Annotated in this window: 12 protein-coding genes and 2 pseudogenes; 6 read left to right on the top strand and 8 right to left on the bottom strand. The window is 69.1% G+C overall.

What is annotated here, in order from left to right; all coding sequences use genetic code 11:
* Positions 1 to 153: 153 nt before the first annotated feature.
* The 4 genes from BG418_RS18465 (at position 154) to BG418_RS18480 (ending at position 2,994) form a co-directional block, all read left to right on the top strand.
* Complete coding sequence (locus tag BG418_RS18465; protein WP_188275015.1) at positions 154 to 795, top strand: DUF2867 domain-containing protein; 642 nt, start codon at positions 154 to 156, stop codon at positions 793 to 795.
* Between the two features lie 67 nt (positions 796 to 862).
* Positions 863 to 1,480 carry a DUF2867 domain-containing protein gene (locus BG418_RS18470; protein ID WP_188275016.1) on the top strand — a complete coding sequence of 206 codons (618 nt, stop codon included), beginning with the start codon at positions 863 to 865 and terminating at the stop codon, positions 1,478 to 1,480.
* Positions 1,464 to 1,925, top strand: coding sequence for a DUF6463 family protein (locus tag BG418_RS18475; protein WP_223185063.1), 462 nt, complete (start codon positions 1,464 to 1,466; stop codon positions 1,923 to 1,925). Before BG418_RS18470 ends, BG418_RS18475 begins: the two co-directional genes overlap by 17 nt.
* 40 nt (positions 1,926 to 1,965) lie before the next feature.
* On the top strand, positions 1,966 to 2,994 hold the full coding sequence (locus tag BG418_RS18480) for a hypothetical protein (RefSeq protein ID WP_188275017.1): 1,029 nt from the start codon (positions 1,966 to 1,968) through the stop codon (positions 2,992 to 2,994).
* Between the two features lie 88 nt (positions 2,995 to 3,082).
* Here the strand turns inward: BG418_RS18480 and BG418_RS18485 are convergent, their stop codons facing one another.
* Together BG418_RS18485 and BG418_RS18490 are read right to left on the bottom strand one after the other, a co-directional pair.
* The gene (locus BG418_RS18485) at positions 3,083 to 3,751 is read right to left on the bottom strand and encodes a ubiquinone/menaquinone biosynthesis methyltransferase (protein WP_317453690.1); all 669 of its coding nucleotides are present in this window, start codon (positions 3,749 to 3,751) and stop codon (positions 3,083 to 3,085) included.
* A 137-nt stretch (positions 3,752 to 3,888) separates the two neighbouring features.
* Positions 3,889 to 4,365: a hypothetical protein gene (locus BG418_RS18490; RefSeq protein ID WP_188275019.1), complete on the bottom strand. Its 477-nt coding sequence runs from the start codon at positions 4,363 to 4,365 to the stop codon at positions 3,889 to 3,891.
* A gap of 118 nt (positions 4,366 to 4,483) precedes the next feature.
* Between BG418_RS18490 and BG418_RS18495 the strand changes: the two genes are divergently transcribed.
* Positions 4,484 to 4,771, top strand: coding sequence for a hypothetical protein (locus BG418_RS18495; RefSeq protein ID WP_188275020.1), 288 nt, complete (start codon positions 4,484 to 4,486; stop codon positions 4,769 to 4,771).
* Here the strand turns inward: BG418_RS18495 and BG418_RS41225 are convergent.
* The 6 genes and pseudogenes from BG418_RS41225 to BG418_RS18520 all read right to left on the bottom strand — a co-directional run.
* Entirely contained in the window at positions 4,766 to 5,143 is a 378-nt protein-coding gene (locus BG418_RS41225; RefSeq protein WP_223185066.1) for a DUF6463 family protein, read from the bottom strand. The two genes, BG418_RS18495 and BG418_RS41225, sit on opposite strands and share 6 nt — an antisense overlap.
* A gap of 107 nt (positions 5,144 to 5,250) precedes the next feature.
* A complete protein-coding gene (locus BG418_RS40920; RefSeq protein ID WP_317453691.1) occupies positions 5,251 to 6,480 on the bottom strand; it encodes a hypothetical protein in 1,230 nt (409 codons plus the stop codon).
* 989 nt (positions 6,481 to 7,469) lie between these two features.
* A complete protein-coding gene (locus BG418_RS18505; protein ID WP_188275021.1) occupies positions 7,470 to 8,039 on the bottom strand; it encodes a hypothetical protein in 570 nt (189 codons plus the stop codon).
* A gap of 281 nt (positions 8,040 to 8,320) precedes the next feature.
* Entirely contained in the window at positions 8,321 to 10,123 is a 1,803-nt protein-coding gene (locus BG418_RS18510; RefSeq protein ID WP_188275022.1) for a ricin-type beta-trefoil lectin domain protein, read from the bottom strand.
* A gap of 1,161 nt (positions 10,124 to 11,284) precedes the next feature.
* Positions 11,285 to 12,019: pseudogene (locus BG418_RS18515) on the bottom strand (DUF1365 domain-containing protein).
* Positions 12,016 to 13,028: pseudogene (locus tag BG418_RS18520) on the bottom strand (NAD(P)/FAD-dependent oxidoreductase); the annotation flags it as partial. The pseudogenes BG418_RS18515 and BG418_RS18520, both read right to left, overlap by 4 nt.
* A gap of 267 nt (positions 13,029 to 13,295) precedes the next feature.
* On the opposite strand from BG418_RS18520, the gene BG418_RS18525 reads away from it, so the two are divergent.
* Positions 13,296 to 14,867, top strand: a complete 1,572-nt coding sequence (locus BG418_RS18525) for an SDR family oxidoreductase (protein WP_188275023.1) — start codon at positions 13,296 to 13,298, stop codon at positions 14,865 to 14,867.
* Positions 14,868 to 14,897: the final 30 nt, after the last annotated feature.

The raw sequence follows: 14,897 nt of genomic DNA on the forward strand, positions 1-14,897 counted from the left end.
CGCACGGTCAGCACGCCACTGCCGACGCCGCCCCTCGGGAACATCGCTGGTCTTCAGAGCCCAGTCCGCCGTGGCCACGTCGCACACCTCCGAAATCAAGGTGTTGCGACGACCAGTTGAATCCGCCCCATGCATGTCGATCGGAGTGCATCCATGCGCCTGCCGAACACGGCCCACGAGAAACAGCCCTGGCTGATCCACCAGATCGCTCCCGACTTCCGGTTGGAGGATGTCTGGGCCCTGCCGACCCCCGGCGGCCCGGACGGCTTCACGACTTTGGTGTCGATGCTTCAGGACGGCGACTTCCAGCAGGACGCCCCGCCGGTCGCGCGCATGCTGTGGCAGCTGCGCTGGAAGCTCGGCGCCGCTTTGGGCCTGGACCGGGACCGGGGCGGACTCGACACCCGGGTGCGGTCCTTGCGCCACCGCCTGCCTCCGACGCTGTCTGAAGCGGCCGCCATCCACCCCGGCGACGGTCGGTCGCCGTTCACCTTCCTCTACCAGTCGGGCAATGAACGTGCCGCAGAGATCGCCAACCGGACCATGCACGGAGTGGTGCACCTGGGCTGGGTCCCCGACGAGCAGGGCGGCTGGCGCGGCCAGATGGCCGTCCTGGTGAAACCGAACGGCCGTCTCGGGACCGCCTACATGGCCGCCATCAGGCCTTTCAGGCACCAGGTCGTCTGCCCCGCCCTCATGCGCTCCTGGGAGCGCCGCTGGCAGCGCCGGTGGGAGCGCGACACCCGCCTGGCGCCGACCGGACAGCACGACGCCCCGGCGGCCGTTCAGCCTTGACCAAGGAGGTCTCAAACATGGTGGTCCACCCATCCGACTCTCCATCTCGCCGCAGGGGTGACGCGATATGAGAATGCCCATCGAGGCCCACACCTCGCGTCCCTGGCTCATCCACGAGATCGCACCGGATTTCCGGATCGAGGACGTCTGGTCGTTCCGCACTCCCGGCGCCGGACCGGACGACTTCCCCGTGATGCTGGCCGCGCTGGAGGCCAGCAACCGGCCCGGGAAGACGACCTGGCCGACCCGGTTCCTGTTCGCGGTGCGCTGGAAACTCGGCGCGGTGTTCGGCTGGGACAAACCGCAGGCCGGCCTGGACGCCGCCGTGACGTCCCTGCGGGATCGCCTTCCGGAGGACCTGCGCCGCTGCCCTGGACACAAGGATCCCAACATCCCGTTCACGCCGGTGTACCAGACCCATGACGAGTGCGTGGAGGAGATGGCCAACTCCACCGCCCACATCGTGTGCCACCTGGGCTGGGTCGCGACCGACGACGGCGGCTACGAACTCCGGATGGCCGCCCTGACCAAACCCGGCGGCCGGCTCGGCCGGTTCTATCTGGCCTTCATCAAACCCTTCCGCTACCTGGTCATCTACCCAGCCCTGACCCGGCGCTGGGAGAGAGCCTGGCTCGACCGCGACCGCGACCTGGACAAGAAGGTGCACCATGACCGCGAAAGCTGACCCAGGGCCGTCCCGGAACCGGCAGCTGATCACCTGGGCCGGATGGCTCCTGGTGACATTCGGAACAGCGCACACAGTGCTCGCGCTGACCATCGAGCACGCCGCGAGCCACGCCGGCGACTGGTTCAGCGGGAAGCTGTGGGGCTCCGACCTGGCCGCGATGAGCCCGGCCGGAAGCGCATATTGGCTGACCTACAACAGTTTCGGCCCGCCGATGGTCATCATCGGCTTGACCATCATGTGGCTGAACCGTCGCGGCATCGCCCCGCCGCCGTTCATCGCCTGGGCCCTGCTGACCTGGACGGTTGGCGGCACGGCGCTCGCCGGGTTCGCACCCCCGCTCGACCTGGCCGCGGAGATCCTCCTGCTCGTCGCCGCCCACCGCGCCAAGCAGGCGCCGCGGACGGATCCGGTCCACCACGCTGCCGGACCACAAGGATCCTGATGGTAGAAGCATGACAAGGGAAGAAATGACTTCACACCCCATGAAGCCTTCGGCAGGACCCGATGCGGACTTCGTGACGGAGCAGGCCCCTCCGATCAGTCGCCTGCGCGTCATCGCCTGCTACGGCACCATCGCGGCAACGTTCCCCTACCTCGCCCTCAAACTCGCCTGGGCCGCCGGCAGTCACATCGGCGTCAAGGGCGACGCGATGGAGAACCCGACGATGGTCGGGGCGAATCTCGCGACACTGGGCATGGACGCCGCCGCCGCGACGCTGGCGCTCGCGCTCATCAGGCCCTGGGGCCGCCGGATCCCGGCCTGGCTGCTGGTCTTCCCACTGTGGGTCGCCACCGGATTCATCGGGCCGATCCTCATCGGCGCCCCGCTGTCCGGCCTGGTGGCGGCGATGACCGGGACCGCGGGCGGCGAGCCGCGGCACGACCCGGCAGACGACATCGCCGGCTGGGTGTTCGGGATCGTCTACACCGGCTTCATTCTGCAGGGGATCGGCCTCGCGATCGGGTTCTTCCTCTACGCGCGCTCTCGCTGGGCCCCGGCATTCCGGCTGCAGCTCGGGGATCTGCCCATGGGCCCGACGTTCGCCGTGCAGAAGATCACGATCGTCGGCGTCGCGGCCTTCAGCCTGCTCCCCGCCGGGATCCACTTGTACTGGGCGGCCGGCGGCACGGGACTGCGGCCGGACCTGGACCAGACATGGCAGGTACGGCTGGTCATGGAAGGCGTGTTCGCGCTGCTGCCACTGACCGGGACCGCCGCCATGCTGATCCTGGCCGGCAGCCGAGATGCACGGTCGGCGCACACGACGCTCGCCGCAGCCTGGCTGGGCACCGGTGCGCTCTTCTCATGGGGCTTCTGGTGGATGGTCTGCGCCTCCTTGAAGGTGCCGTTGTCGGAGGGCAAGGACATGCGCGGCCTGGGCCTGGTCGGCGGGATGATGACGCTGGCCGGAGCGGTGCTGGCGTCGGGGCTGGCGCAAACCGTGGCCACGGCGCTCGCGACACGTGCACAGACTTCGAGGACTGAGATGACTACCGCCGAGTCGTCGTAGCAGGGTGCCTCCGTCGGGCCGCACGCCCCTTCGTAGGGCGTGAGGCCGTGCGGCGTCGGTCGCATGCGAGCGCTGTCGCCGCCGTTCGTCACGCCGTCTTGGTGGCCCACATGATGACGTTGGTGCCGAAGAACGTCTTACGCCACCCGATGTCCTCGAAACCGAGCCCGTGCAGCACCTCGGCGATGCGCTGCGGCGACATGAACTCCCGCGTGCTGGATTCGAGATAGGCGTAGGACGTGCGGTCGCGCGCCACGACCTGTCCCAGCAGCGGAACGATGACACGCATTCCCCACTGCACGACCGGCTTCACCGGGCCGCTCGGGGGGCACGTTTCGAGGATCACGAGGCGGCCGCCGGATTTGAGGACCCGGCGCTGTTCGCTGAGCGCTCGGTCCAAGTCCTCGACGTTCCTGAGGAGGTAGCCCTCGGTGATCCCGTCGAAGGACTCGTCTTCGAAGGGCAGACAGGCCGCGTCGGCATGCTGCCAGCGCACCGCGGCGGCCCCGGGTTTGGCTTTCGCCCGGCGCAGCATCTCCTGCGAGAAGTCCAGGCCGGTCACCGTGGCGGCGGGGTACCTGCGAGCGGCCTCCAGAGCGATCGCGCCCGTCCCCGTCGCCAGATCCAACAGCTTCCCGCCTCCGTGCGGCGCGACGAGAACGGCCACCTCCCGGCACCATTTCTCATGACGGCCGAGCGTCATGACGAAGTTCATCCGGTCGTAGTACCCGGCGATCTTCTGGAAGATCCCATGCACTTCGGAGTCCTTGCCACGACGCGTTTGGGAACTCATCACCTGTTCTGCCCTTCTCTGCTGGAACGGCTTCTGTCGGATCGTCCGGGAAAGGCGACACGACTCCCGACGGCTTCGGGCTGAGCCGTAGACTCGAACGCTCAGTGGTCACTGCTGTCCGGATCCCGGCTCGGATGCATGAGTGGGGAATCCATGCGGTCGACATGATCCGAGAACATCCACCTCGATAGCTTGGCCCGGATCTTCAGCGACCGATTCCTGGGCCGTGGCGCGCCGTTCTCATCGGTGTCCGGCTGGAGTTCCAGCGGCTTCTGCACCTCATGCGCGGTCAGCCGGTACCGTTCGCCTGCGGATAGCGGCTCATGGACCTCAGTGAACTTGCCTCCCACCGAGACCGTGATGATGCCGGTCTCACGACCGTGGAGGACCTTTTCCTGGTCGCGATGTTGCAGGCCGAGGGCGATGCGCTTGGTGCACCAGAACGCGATGACCGGGTCGACGGAGGCCAGGACACGCAGCGTCCAGCTGAGGGTCTCCGCTGAGAGGTGGAAACGGGTCGCGATCAGGTTGTTGCCGCCGGCGAGCCACAGGACGCCGTAGAAGGTGATGCCGGCCACGCCGATCGCGGTGCGGGCCGGGCGGCTGCGTGGGCGGTCCAGCAGGTGGTGCTCCCGCTTGTCGCCGGTGACCCACTGAGGCCTGATCGGGCCGCTGGCGATGTCGGTGGATATCTCGGTGAAGCAGCACCGCAACCGGTACCTGGCGGTGTACGAACTCTCCTTGGAAGCCACCCGCTGCCCCGCCCTGCAGCAGACCTTCGACGCCATGAAGAGCTCGGCGGTCGACTTCACCCATGAGCAGCACCAAGCCCTCGGGCTGACCACATCGGGGGCTGACGTGGAAACCCTGATCACCCTGTTCGGCGGTGCACTGTTCACTCTGATCACCGGCCAGGCCGGCGAAGCCGACGGTGCTCCGTGCACCGCACTGGCCCGCACCATGGTCGCCGGCATCGGATCATGACCCGGCGGGGCGCGCGGACCGACAAACTCCCACCAAGAGCAGAACGGATGCGGCTGTCGCCAGCGGCGCGGGGGACGGCTCCACGCTGACCGTACAGACGACAGTCCAGGGGAGCAGCACCCAGGGGAGGAAGACCGGCGGCGTTATGCCACGTCGATCCATCCACGTCACCAAGAGGCCGCTGACGAACAGCGGCAGACCGAAGCCGGCCGGGCTGCCCCAGAAGGCATTGGCCGCGCGGGTGTCCTCCCACCAGTGGCCCCAAAGCCGCAAGAACAGCCAATCCCCGAAGTGGGTCCGGCTGAGCAGCAGTCCGACGAGAAGGTGTACGGCGCCGATGAACGCCAGAGGCCGGCCAGCCCCTTTGATCATGCGAGTAACCTCCTGTCGCAGGGTTCATCGTTGGTTGTGGAGTTTCGGATGGGCGATTTGTGCAGGCCGACGAGGAATGCTGCGATCGTGAGCCACGCCTTGAGGACTCAGGCGCGATGGCGCCGGTAGTAGGAGAAGGTGACGGCCGCGAGCAGCGGGCCCCAGAGCACCAGGGGCTGATAGCAGACTCCGACGATGTCGCGCCAGGGTCCCTGGAACGCCGGGTGGTGCTCGTGGGACCACCACAACGCGAAGCCGCTCCAGATGGCCATGAGAGCCAGTGAGCCGAGCGCGGCGGGAATGACGGCCGCCAGCGGGTGAACACGTCGTCCTCCGATGAACGGTATCCAGCGTGGTACGACCTCGCCCCACGGCCGGACCAGTCCAAGGGTGAGCAGGGCCAGGGCCTCGGAGACCACGCTGAGGCCGATGACGGCGACACTGCCCCAGCCCGGGATCTGGAACGACCGGTGAAGTGCGGCATCGCTGTAGCCGACAGGCAGGCCGAACCCGAGAGCTATCCGCCACAGGCCCGAGGGCACGGCGGTGAGGGCGGCCGCGTGGGCGGCACGGACGGCCCACCGGGGAGCCGGGAGCGGAGTGCTCCGGAAGGCGGCCTTGCGCTCGTGATCTCCGTCGTGTCCGGCACCGGGATCGGCCGGAGGGACCGTCGTCGAACCAGTGGGCTCGCCGACGGCAAGCCACGTCCGCCGTCCGCGCCGGTCGGCGGTACGGCCTCCGTATGTCAGGGTCCGACGCTGGTAGGACAGCGAACAGACGCCGAGGGACAGGCCGATCGCGAAGAAGTTGACGAACCCGATGACGAACACCGTGGGAGACAGACCGGCCAGGTGCGCCGTGGACAGACCGCCGGTGGCCATGACGACAAGGCCGAGACCTCCATATGGCGTGAGGGTCGCTGCGACCGCCCAGCCGGGAGCCAGCAACAGCCACCGCGGAACCCGTCGGCCCCGGAGCCCCGGCACCCAGCGCGGGAAGACCTGACCCCACGGCCGGACGAGCGCGGCGAGCAAGGTGACGGCCAGCAGGATGCCGATCGCGGTGAAGTCGAGGCCGTGCCGCTCCATCCACACCAGGAAGCGAGGGGCTCCGTTCTTGGTGAACTCGTCGGCAAGGTCCATCCCGGCGGGCTTCCCCGCGGTGCCGCCCCAGGCCCAGTAGACCTTCATCGCGACATACGGGAGGGCTCCGAGGGAGCCGGCGACCGCCACCCACGTGGCCGCAGGTCCCGCAGCGAGGATGGTGGCGTCGGTCCCCGCCAGCGCCCGCCCACGTCTTGCCGGTGTCCGGCGGTCACCGGTGTTCAGCACGGCCATGGCCCACCCCTTCCGGAAGTATTAGAGAGATCGATCCAATTAATATAGAGGGTACTCTCCATTTGGCTGGACGGGGACGCGGGACCCCTCCTGGCTTGGACGCCGGCAGGCGGCGGCCCTATGCGGGCCCCGAGGACTTCGCCGGTGCGGTCGAGGCCGGTCGCCGGAGTGTGAGCCAGATGGTGACCGGTAACAGGGCACCCGTCGCAACCCCGGCTGCGGGGTATGCAGGTTTCGGGTCGAACACGGCCCGGTCTGACCGCTTCGTGCACCGCGCGTGGTGGCGAGAGATCCCATCACGGCGAAGCCGAGGACGGCTTGCCGGGAGGTGCCGACGGTTGCGGAGGCCAGCCCCGTGCGGGAGCGGAGCATGGCGGTCATAGCGATGCCGGTGAGCAGCGTGTTGGCCAGGCTCGCGCCGAGCAGCGGATAGACGGGTTCGGTGAACACCTGGTCGGCGTGGCCGTCGACAGGACCAGCAATGCCGAGGCGCGGTCAAGGTGGTCGCGGCGGTCAGCAGGACGGGCCGCACCCGAGGCGTGGCGCCAGGCGCCCGGCGGCAATGCGGCCCAAGGCCAGACTCTTGATGATCTTGGGTGAGCTCTCGGACCCCGTTCGCACTCGAACGGGGGAGTGACCCCTTTCTGAGACTTGCATGGTGCGAAGATCCGAGCTCATGACGGACCCTCAAGACCCTTCCGTATCCGGCTGGTCGGACGCGGACGACATCGAACGCCGTCCCTGCCCGAAGTGAGAGGCGCAGCCGGGCTTGCCGTGCCGCTCGCGCTCCGGCGCGGTCGCCTCCGCCTACCGCGCCGGCCGCTGCACCAAGGTGCCCCGGCTCGCCAAACCCCTACGGGTGCCGACCCCCGGCGACTCCAGGTCGTAAGCCCCCTCCGCAGTGGGGCAGGCCGAACTGTTCTGATCCTTCGGCACGGCGCTTCTGCTCAGGCCCGCGCATTCTTTGGTCGACGTACCCGGCCACGGCATCAGCCGACGTGGAAATCGATGCTGATCACATACCAGGCATCCTTGATCCTGGCGGACTCCGTCTTGACGTCCAGCTGTCCTTGCTTGATCCCGGTGGAGTTGGAAAGGATGACCTTCTCAAGAGTCTGTCCGTCGATGGTGATCTTGTCGGCGGGGACTACCGCCGTGCCGCTGGTTTCCGGTACTCGGGCGACTTCCACCTTCGGGTTGTCCGTGGGCGGCTTGGGCGTGAACGCCATGCGGAACCTTCCGAGATTCTCCCGCATTTGACGCATCTCGGGCGTAGTGCTGTTGTACCCCGACGAGGTGCCGACCTGAGCGGCCGAGGGAGCCGTGGCCGGTTTTGCCATAATCAGGCACGCCTGCTCCAGCTGGCTCTTGATGACCGCAGTGACCCACGAGGCAACCGCTTCCTCGGCTGTTGACTGACGGGGCTCCGAGGCGGCCGCCGTCGGTTTGCCTGCGGTCGGCTTGCTCGCGGTCGGCTTTTTGTCCGCGGCGGAGTCCGTGCCCGTCGAGCACCCCGTGACAACCGCGACCGTCACCACCAGTGCGGCTCCGGCGATCAAGCGGACAGTCCTCCTGCTGTAGCTCCGTGACCACATTCTGGGAGTCCTTCCCGGAGGCATCCGATGAACGATGCCGCCCCGAAGAATGTGCCCCCCCACGACGCCACATCAACAAGGGAGACGCGATGGGCAGCCGTGCGGTTCGACCTCACAGCACTGACGCGCACTTCACGCCGACCACCACCACGCCCGGACACCGGACGAGGGGTGGGCGCTCGTACCAGGCCATGGGGCGGGCCGACTGGGCCGGTCGTGCGGTGGTCCAGGCGGCCCGGCGGGGTTCAGGGACTGACCGTGTTCCAGCGTTCGGCGGGGATGTCCTGGCATGTGTAGAGGTTGACGCGGCCGCGGTCGCCGTCGGGGGCCAGCAGGCACAGGTGGTTGGCTTCGTTGCGGTAGCGGATGGATCCGTCCGGGTATGCCTCGGCGAGCCAGCGCTGGCCGGCTGCGGCGACGCCGCGGGCGTCGTCACACCCATACAGCAGGGCGGCCGTCTGCGTGTTGGCGTTCACGTCCTGGCTGCCCAGGCATTGGTTGTTGCCGCTGAGGCTCTGGATGCGGACCAGGTTGTCGTCCCGGCTGATTCGCTGGATGTTCCAGCCGAAGTCCTGCTTCTCGTAGAACAGCCAGTAGATCCACCATGATCGGGGCGGCGTGGGTGCGGTGTAGACGAAGGTTCCGGGGACGTTGCCGGCCCGGCGCAGCCGGCCGCCGAGGAAGGAGGATTCCAGGCGGATGTTGTCACCGGTGGTCTGCCAGCCGGCGGGCGGGGAGGCGGCGTTGTCCCACCACAGCTGGCCGGCGTCCTGAGTGCACGGCGCGGCGCTCACCGCGGCGCCGTTCGGGGTGAGGCAGAGGCCGGGGGCGGCCACGTTCCGCCAGCGTTGCGGTCCGCCGTTGTCGTCGTTCCAGGCCGGCGGATCGTCGAGGTGAGCAATGGTCCACTGCGCTCGCGGGTCGTCGCACCGTCCGGTGACGATCGGGGTGGACACGGCTCGGCGGGCGCTGGGCGCGATCGCGATGCAGTCACCCGTGCCGGTGTTCTGCAGGTAGTGGGTGAGCGCATCGGTGGTGAACATCTGGAAGGTCTGGCTGCTGTTGTAGCGGGCCTGGCCGATCGTGATCGTACGGTTCGGATTCTCCTGCAGCAGACCGCCGGTCGGGGCGGCCAGCACGCTGTGGAAGACGTGGGAGGGGAGCGGCGCGCGAACCGGCGGCGGGGTGCGGGCGAACTCGACGGGCACATGGTCGGATCCGCCGCCCCGGGGAACGGTCGCGGCGAACCCGCCTGGCACGCCGCGCGTGATCGCGTAGTCCAGCTCGCTCGGAGTGTCGCCGCCGATGTACGTCGGCTGACCCGTGCGCAGCAGGGCCTCATCCGCGCGCAGATGCAGCGACTGGTTGCGGGCCTCGTCGTCGGAGCGGTTCAGGATGTTCACGTTGAAGTCGCCGGCCAGCACCCAGTTCCGGCCGTCGGTGGCGGCGAAGTCGCGGACCCGGCCGAGCAGTCCTTGCACGTCTTCACCGCGGGCGTGGGTGTTCCAGTACCAGGTGCTGCCGAACCGCAGACCGAGCAGGGGACGCGCCCGGTAGCGGTTGTTGGGAGCGTTCGGGTCCGGGTTGTAGGCCGGGTTCTCCAGCACCCGGACGTCATCGGCCGGCGTGTCGGTGACGAACGCCAGGTTCATCTGGCCGCCGTCCCACGTGTCCAGGTCCGTACCGGCGACCCGGCGCGGGTCGGTCTGCAGGAAGTACACGTAGCGGTTGCTGCCGTTCGGGCCGCCCGCCCAGGTCACCCGCTGCACGGAACTGGGCTGCGGGGCACGATTGGGAGTGAGCCGGATCTGGCGGAACTCGTTGCGGTCGTTGTCGTGCGCCGGCAACGGCGGCCCGGCACCCGCCTCCTGCAGCGCCACCAACTGGTTGGTCGCGGCCAGCGGCGCCACCTCCGACGTCCACCGTGAACCGTTGTCGGAGCCGTGCATGTTGTACGTGGCAAACGGTGAAGTGCCATCGCCATTCACGGCCCGCGCGGTGCCGGTGGCCGTGACGACTCCCGCACAGGCCAGCAGGAATGCCGTCACGAGGGACACGAGCGGGCGTAAGCGCCGGGCTCCGCCCGGCGGGCGTGCGTCGCCGCCGGTGCGCCAAAGAAGCCGATGAGCGTGCATCAACGTTCCCTTCGGTCGGGACACTTGAGAGCACCAAAGGATCCACGGCCGATCGGAGCCGACGCGCGGGCCCGGCGCCCAGGCGATCCAGGACGCCATTGGGGAGAACGGCTCCGGCCCAGCAGTGGTTCGCCGTTTTCCCGCCAACCCCCGCGCCCCGACGGACATCAGCCATCCACTGGCGGACCTGCGAGAACAGGGGTGCAACGGGCCACCGCCGATCATGGCGGCACTTCTGCCGCCCGGCACATTTTCCGCGTCGGCGCGTGACCTGACCAGGCGATTACGTCACCCAAGTCCGAGTCCGCCAGTGCGGAACCGCCCTGTCCACATTGCCACCGCGCGCAGTGCGACGGCTGAGTCTGCCCGGAGGACCGCAAGTCACCGGAGCGGGCCGCCGCCATCGCTGGGCTGATCGACGCCGGGCTCCAGGCCTTCATCGACGGCGACATCGCGTTGCAGGCGGTGCTGTTGGCGTCGGACCAGCCGTGGCCGCTGCCGCGGCTTCGATTCACGCCGCGTTACGCAGGTCTTGTGGCCAGCTGGCAATCCCTGAACTGCGGGAGGAGCCCACTTTCGCAGTGATGCGGAGGTGGGCTTTCGGTTGTTTCGGGGCGTGGTGGTCGCATTGTGGTCGCGGACCAGGCCCTGGGGGTGCGGAGGCGGAGGGCGAACTGGCCGCCGGGGCAGGGGAGTGGAGCTTTGCGAGCCAGCGGCGGATGGGGCCGTGGTGGTCTCGGTGTGGTCGCGGCCAGCGGCGCCAGCAGTCACGGATCCGGTGGCGAGTGTGTCGTGCTTGCTCGCGTTCGGCGGCGTGGAGTGTGGTCTGGATGGCGTCGACGGCTTCGTGGGGGGCCTCGTGGGTGAGGTGGGCGTAGACGTTGGCGGTCATCGAGAGCGTTTGAGTGCCGCAGCGTCTTCGATACGACGATGAGCGGGACGTTCGCAGTGATGCTGAGGGTGGCGGCGAGGCGGTCCGGGCGCGGGAGGCGGCCGGCGGCGCGGCGACGTCGGGCCAGCGCCCCGGGTCCACAGCGGTGTGCGTCGCGGGGGCGGTGCGGTCCTCGCCAGTTCTCATGAAGCGTTCTCCGGGGTGCGGTGGCCGGGGCGGGGCTGCACGGGCAGCCCGCGCAGGTACAGACGGATGCCGTGCAGCCGGATGGCCGCGGACACGGCGAGCGTGGACCAGGGGCTGCGCAGGGCGAGGCGCAGCAAGGTCGTCGTACGGGCGTCGCGGCGGGTGCCGCGGACGGTCGCGGTGAAGGGCCTGCCGCCGTCGCGCTCCAGGTGCACGGTGAGGTCGACGCGCTCACCGGGGGCCGGCAGCTGCATGCGGTAGCGGCCGTCGACGGGGAAGAACGGCGAGACGTAGAACTCCTTGTCCGTCACCGCGACGCCCGAACCGTCCGGCCGCAGCAGGTAGTTGTGGCGTCCGCCGTACGTGTTGTGGACCTCGGCGACGACGCAGCGCAGGGCGCCGTCGGGGCTGTGGTACCAGCAGAGGGTGAGCGGGTTGAACACGTACCCGAAGACGCGTGCGTGGGTGAGCATCGTGACCGGGCCGCCCGCCAGGTCGATTCCGTGCGTGGCGAGGAAGGCGTCGAGGCCCGCACGCAGGGAGCGCCTCTCGCCGGTGAAGTGGTCGCGCGCATCGAAGCGCGCCAACGGCCTCAGCAGCGGCGGGAGGTCGGGAAGATGGCCAGGGTCGATGAGCTACATGTAGGTGCGGTGGCGCAGCACGTACCGCCGCGGCGCGGTGCGTACGTGGGTGATCGCGACGCGGTACAGGGCGGGGGCGGCGCTCGTCACCAGCGCACCCCCAGGGCCGCAGCGGCCAGGGCCCCGGAGCGGCAGCCGTTCTCGTGGAAGCCCCAGCCGTGGTAGGCGCGGCGAACGCCATTACGGCGGTGCTCAGTTCGGGCGGCCGCTGCTGGGCGGCGACCGATTCCGGTGTGTAGACGGGGTGTTCGTAGACCATGAGCGCGCGGATTCGGGCGGGGGCGACGCGGTCCGCGCCGCCGAGCGTCACCACGTACGTCTCGGGGGCGTCCAGGCGCTGGAGGCGGTTCATGTCATAGCTGACCCGCACCTGGCCGGGGCCCGCCGTGCAGGACGGCATCAGGTAGTTCCAACAGGAGCGGGCGCCCCGCGAGCGCGGCAGTACGCCGGTGTCGGTGTGCAGCAGCGTGGTGTTGCGGGAGTACCGGAAGGCGCCGAGGACCTCCTTCTCCAGCGGGGTGGCGTCGGCCAGCAGCCTCAGGGCCTGGTCCGGGTGCGTGGCGACGACCACACCGTCATACGCCGATGTGGCGCCGTCGCCGGTGACGATGCTGACGCCGTCGGTGTGCCGCCGCAGGGCGCGCACCGGTGTCGCGACGCGCACTGCGGGCAGGCGCCGGGCGACCTGCCGGACGTAGCTGCGCGAGCCCCCGGTCACGGTGCGCCAGGTTGGGGACCCGCCGACCGACAGCATCCCGTGGTGTTCCAGGAAGCGGAACAGATACCCGGCCGGGTAGCGCTGTGCGGTGGCCGCGTCGCAGGACCAGACCGCCGACACCAGCGGGGTCGTGAAGTGCGCCCGGAAATAGGGCGAGAACCCCTCTCGGTCCAGGAACTCCCCCAGGCCGAGCGCCGCTTCGCTGCCATGTGCGAGCAGTCGCCGGGCGGCCCGGTGGAAGGCGGGCACCTGGGCAAGCAGCCGCAGATAGTCCGGGCGCAGCGCGAGCAGTCCGGCGGGGCCGCGGGCGCCCGCGTACTCCAGGCCGCAGCCCTCGCACCGCACCGACATGCTCATCTCCGACTCCTGCGTGGCGACGCCCCCCCCCGCCGTACGGATTGGTCTCGCACACGAAAGAGTGACCCACGCAATTCACGGTCAATCACAAGGGGAACATCGTGTGCGGGGAGGTGCAGACCTCCAACGCCACCGTCCACATCGTCAATTAGCGTCCTGATGCCCCCAGAGCCGACGGCCAGGATGCAAGGGCCCGGGGCGCGCCACGCACTTGGTGCCCCCAGGGGGCTATGCGCCGTGAGAACTTATGGGGCGAGGCGGGGCGGCGTCAGCACGATGGAAGGCACGAACATGGGTCCTGAGCGTCAGCCGACCCAACAGTCCTTGAACTGCCTGGTGTCTGGCGCCTCCGGCTACATCGGAGGTCGCCTGGTGCCAGAACTCCTGGAATCAGGCCACCGCGTGCGGTGCATGGCCCGCTCGCCCGGGAAGCTCCGTGACCACCCCTGGGCGGAAAACGTCGAGGTGGTGGCGGGTGACGTCACCGACGAGGCTTCCGTAGCGGAGGCGATGCGCGGAATCGATGTCGCCTACTATCTGGTGCATGCTCTCGGCTCCGGTGCCGGATTCGAGGAGACCGACCGCTGTGCGGCCCGCATCTTCGCCCAGCAGGCGCAGGCTGCGGGGGTGCGGCGGATCGTCTATCTGGGCGCACTCACGCCACGCGGTGTATCGGAGGCACAGCTGTCCCCGCACCTTCGTTCCCGCGCCGAGGTAGGTCGGATCTTCCTGGACGCGCCGGTGCCGGCCACCGTGCTGCGGGCCGCAGTCGTGATCGGCTCGGGATCGGCCTCATTCGAGATGCTGCGCTACCTGACCGAACGGTTGCCGGTCATGGTCACTCCCAGCTGGGTGCACACCCGTACCCAGCCCATCGGCATCCGTGATGTGCTGCGCTACCTGGTCGGCTCGGCCACAATGCCGCCCGAAGTCGACCGGGCCTTCGACATCGGTGGCCCCGATGTCATGACCTACCAGCAGATGATGCGCGGCTACGCCGACGTAGCCCGGCTGCGAAAGCGGATCATCATGCCGGTTCCGGTCCTCACCCCAAGACTTTCCAGCCACTGGGTCGCACTGATCACCCCGGTGCCCGCCGCCATCGCCCGGCCCCTCACAGAATCGCTGCGCCACGAGGTCGTATGCCACGAACACGACATCGCGCGGTACGTGCCGGACCTGCCGGGGTGGCCACAGCCGATCGACGAGGCGCTCGCCCTGGCAGTGCTCAGGGTGCGGGAGGCGCACGTCGCCACCCGCTGGTCATCCGCCGCCCTGCCCAGCGCTCCCAGTGACCCGCTGCCCACCGACCCTGACTGGGCGGGCGGCAGCCTCTACCGGGACGAACGGGAGCTGTCGGTCGGCGTGTCCCCTGACAGGCTGTGGAAGGTGATTGAGGGCATCGGCGGAGACAACGGCTGGTACTCCCTGCCGCTCGCCTGGGCCCTACGCGGGTGGCTCGACCGCTTCGTCGGAGGCGTCGGCTTGCGACGAGGGCGCCGCGATGCGGAGCGGCTGCGGGTCGGCGACTCATTGGACTTCTGGCGGGTCGAGGAGATCGAACCTGGACACCTGCTGCGGCTGCGGGCGGAGATGCGCATGCCAGGACTGGCGTGGCTGGAGATGTACGCCGAGATGGGCACCGATGGCCGCACCTGCTACCGGCAGCGAGCCCTGTTCTACCCCCGCGGCCTCCTCGGGCACGCCTACTGGTGGACCGTGTTCCCGTTCCACAACGTCGTCTTCGGCGGCATGGCCCGCAACATCACCCAGACCGCCGCCAAAGGGAAGAGCGCACGCCCGAGCAAGCACCGGTCCGAGACCCACCGGCGGCAGTGCACCGGGCGGGCAAAGCGCCCGTGACCTCACAACACCAACCACCCAGGAGTTGCT

Source organism: Streptomyces sp. CBMA152 (genome assembly GCF_014596475.1).
Classification (GTDB): domain Bacteria; phylum Actinomycetota; class Actinomycetes; order Streptomycetales; family Streptomycetaceae; genus Streptomyces.

Bases quoted from the DNA above. Each gene is read 5' to 3' on its own strand.
- BG418_RS18475 (WP_223185063.1), top strand. From the start codon at position 1,464: ATGACCGCGAAAGCTGACCCAGGGCCGTCCCGGAACCGGCAGCTGATC.
- BG418_RS18470 (WP_188275016.1), top strand. From the start codon at position 863: ATGAGAATGCCCATCGAGGCCCACACCTCGCGTCCCTGGCTCATCCAC.
- BG418_RS18480 (WP_188275017.1), top strand. From the start codon at position 1,966: ATGAAGCCTTCGGCAGGACCCGATGCGGACTTCGTGACGGAGCAGGCC.
- BG418_RS41225 (WP_223185066.1), bottom strand. From the start codon at position 5,143: ATGATCAAAGGGGCTGGCCGGCCTCTGGCGTTCATCGGCGCCGTACAC.
- BG418_RS18525 (WP_188275023.1), top strand. From the start codon at position 13,296: ATGGGTCCTGAGCGTCAGCCGACCCAACAGTCCTTGAACTGCCTGGTG.
- BG418_RS40920 (WP_317453691.1), bottom strand. From the start codon at position 6,480: ATGGCCGTGCTGAACACCGGTGACCGCCGGACACCGGCAAGACGTGGG.
- BG418_RS18465 (WP_188275015.1), top strand. From the start codon at position 154: ATGCGCCTGCCGAACACGGCCCACGAGAAACAGCCCTGGCTGATCCAC.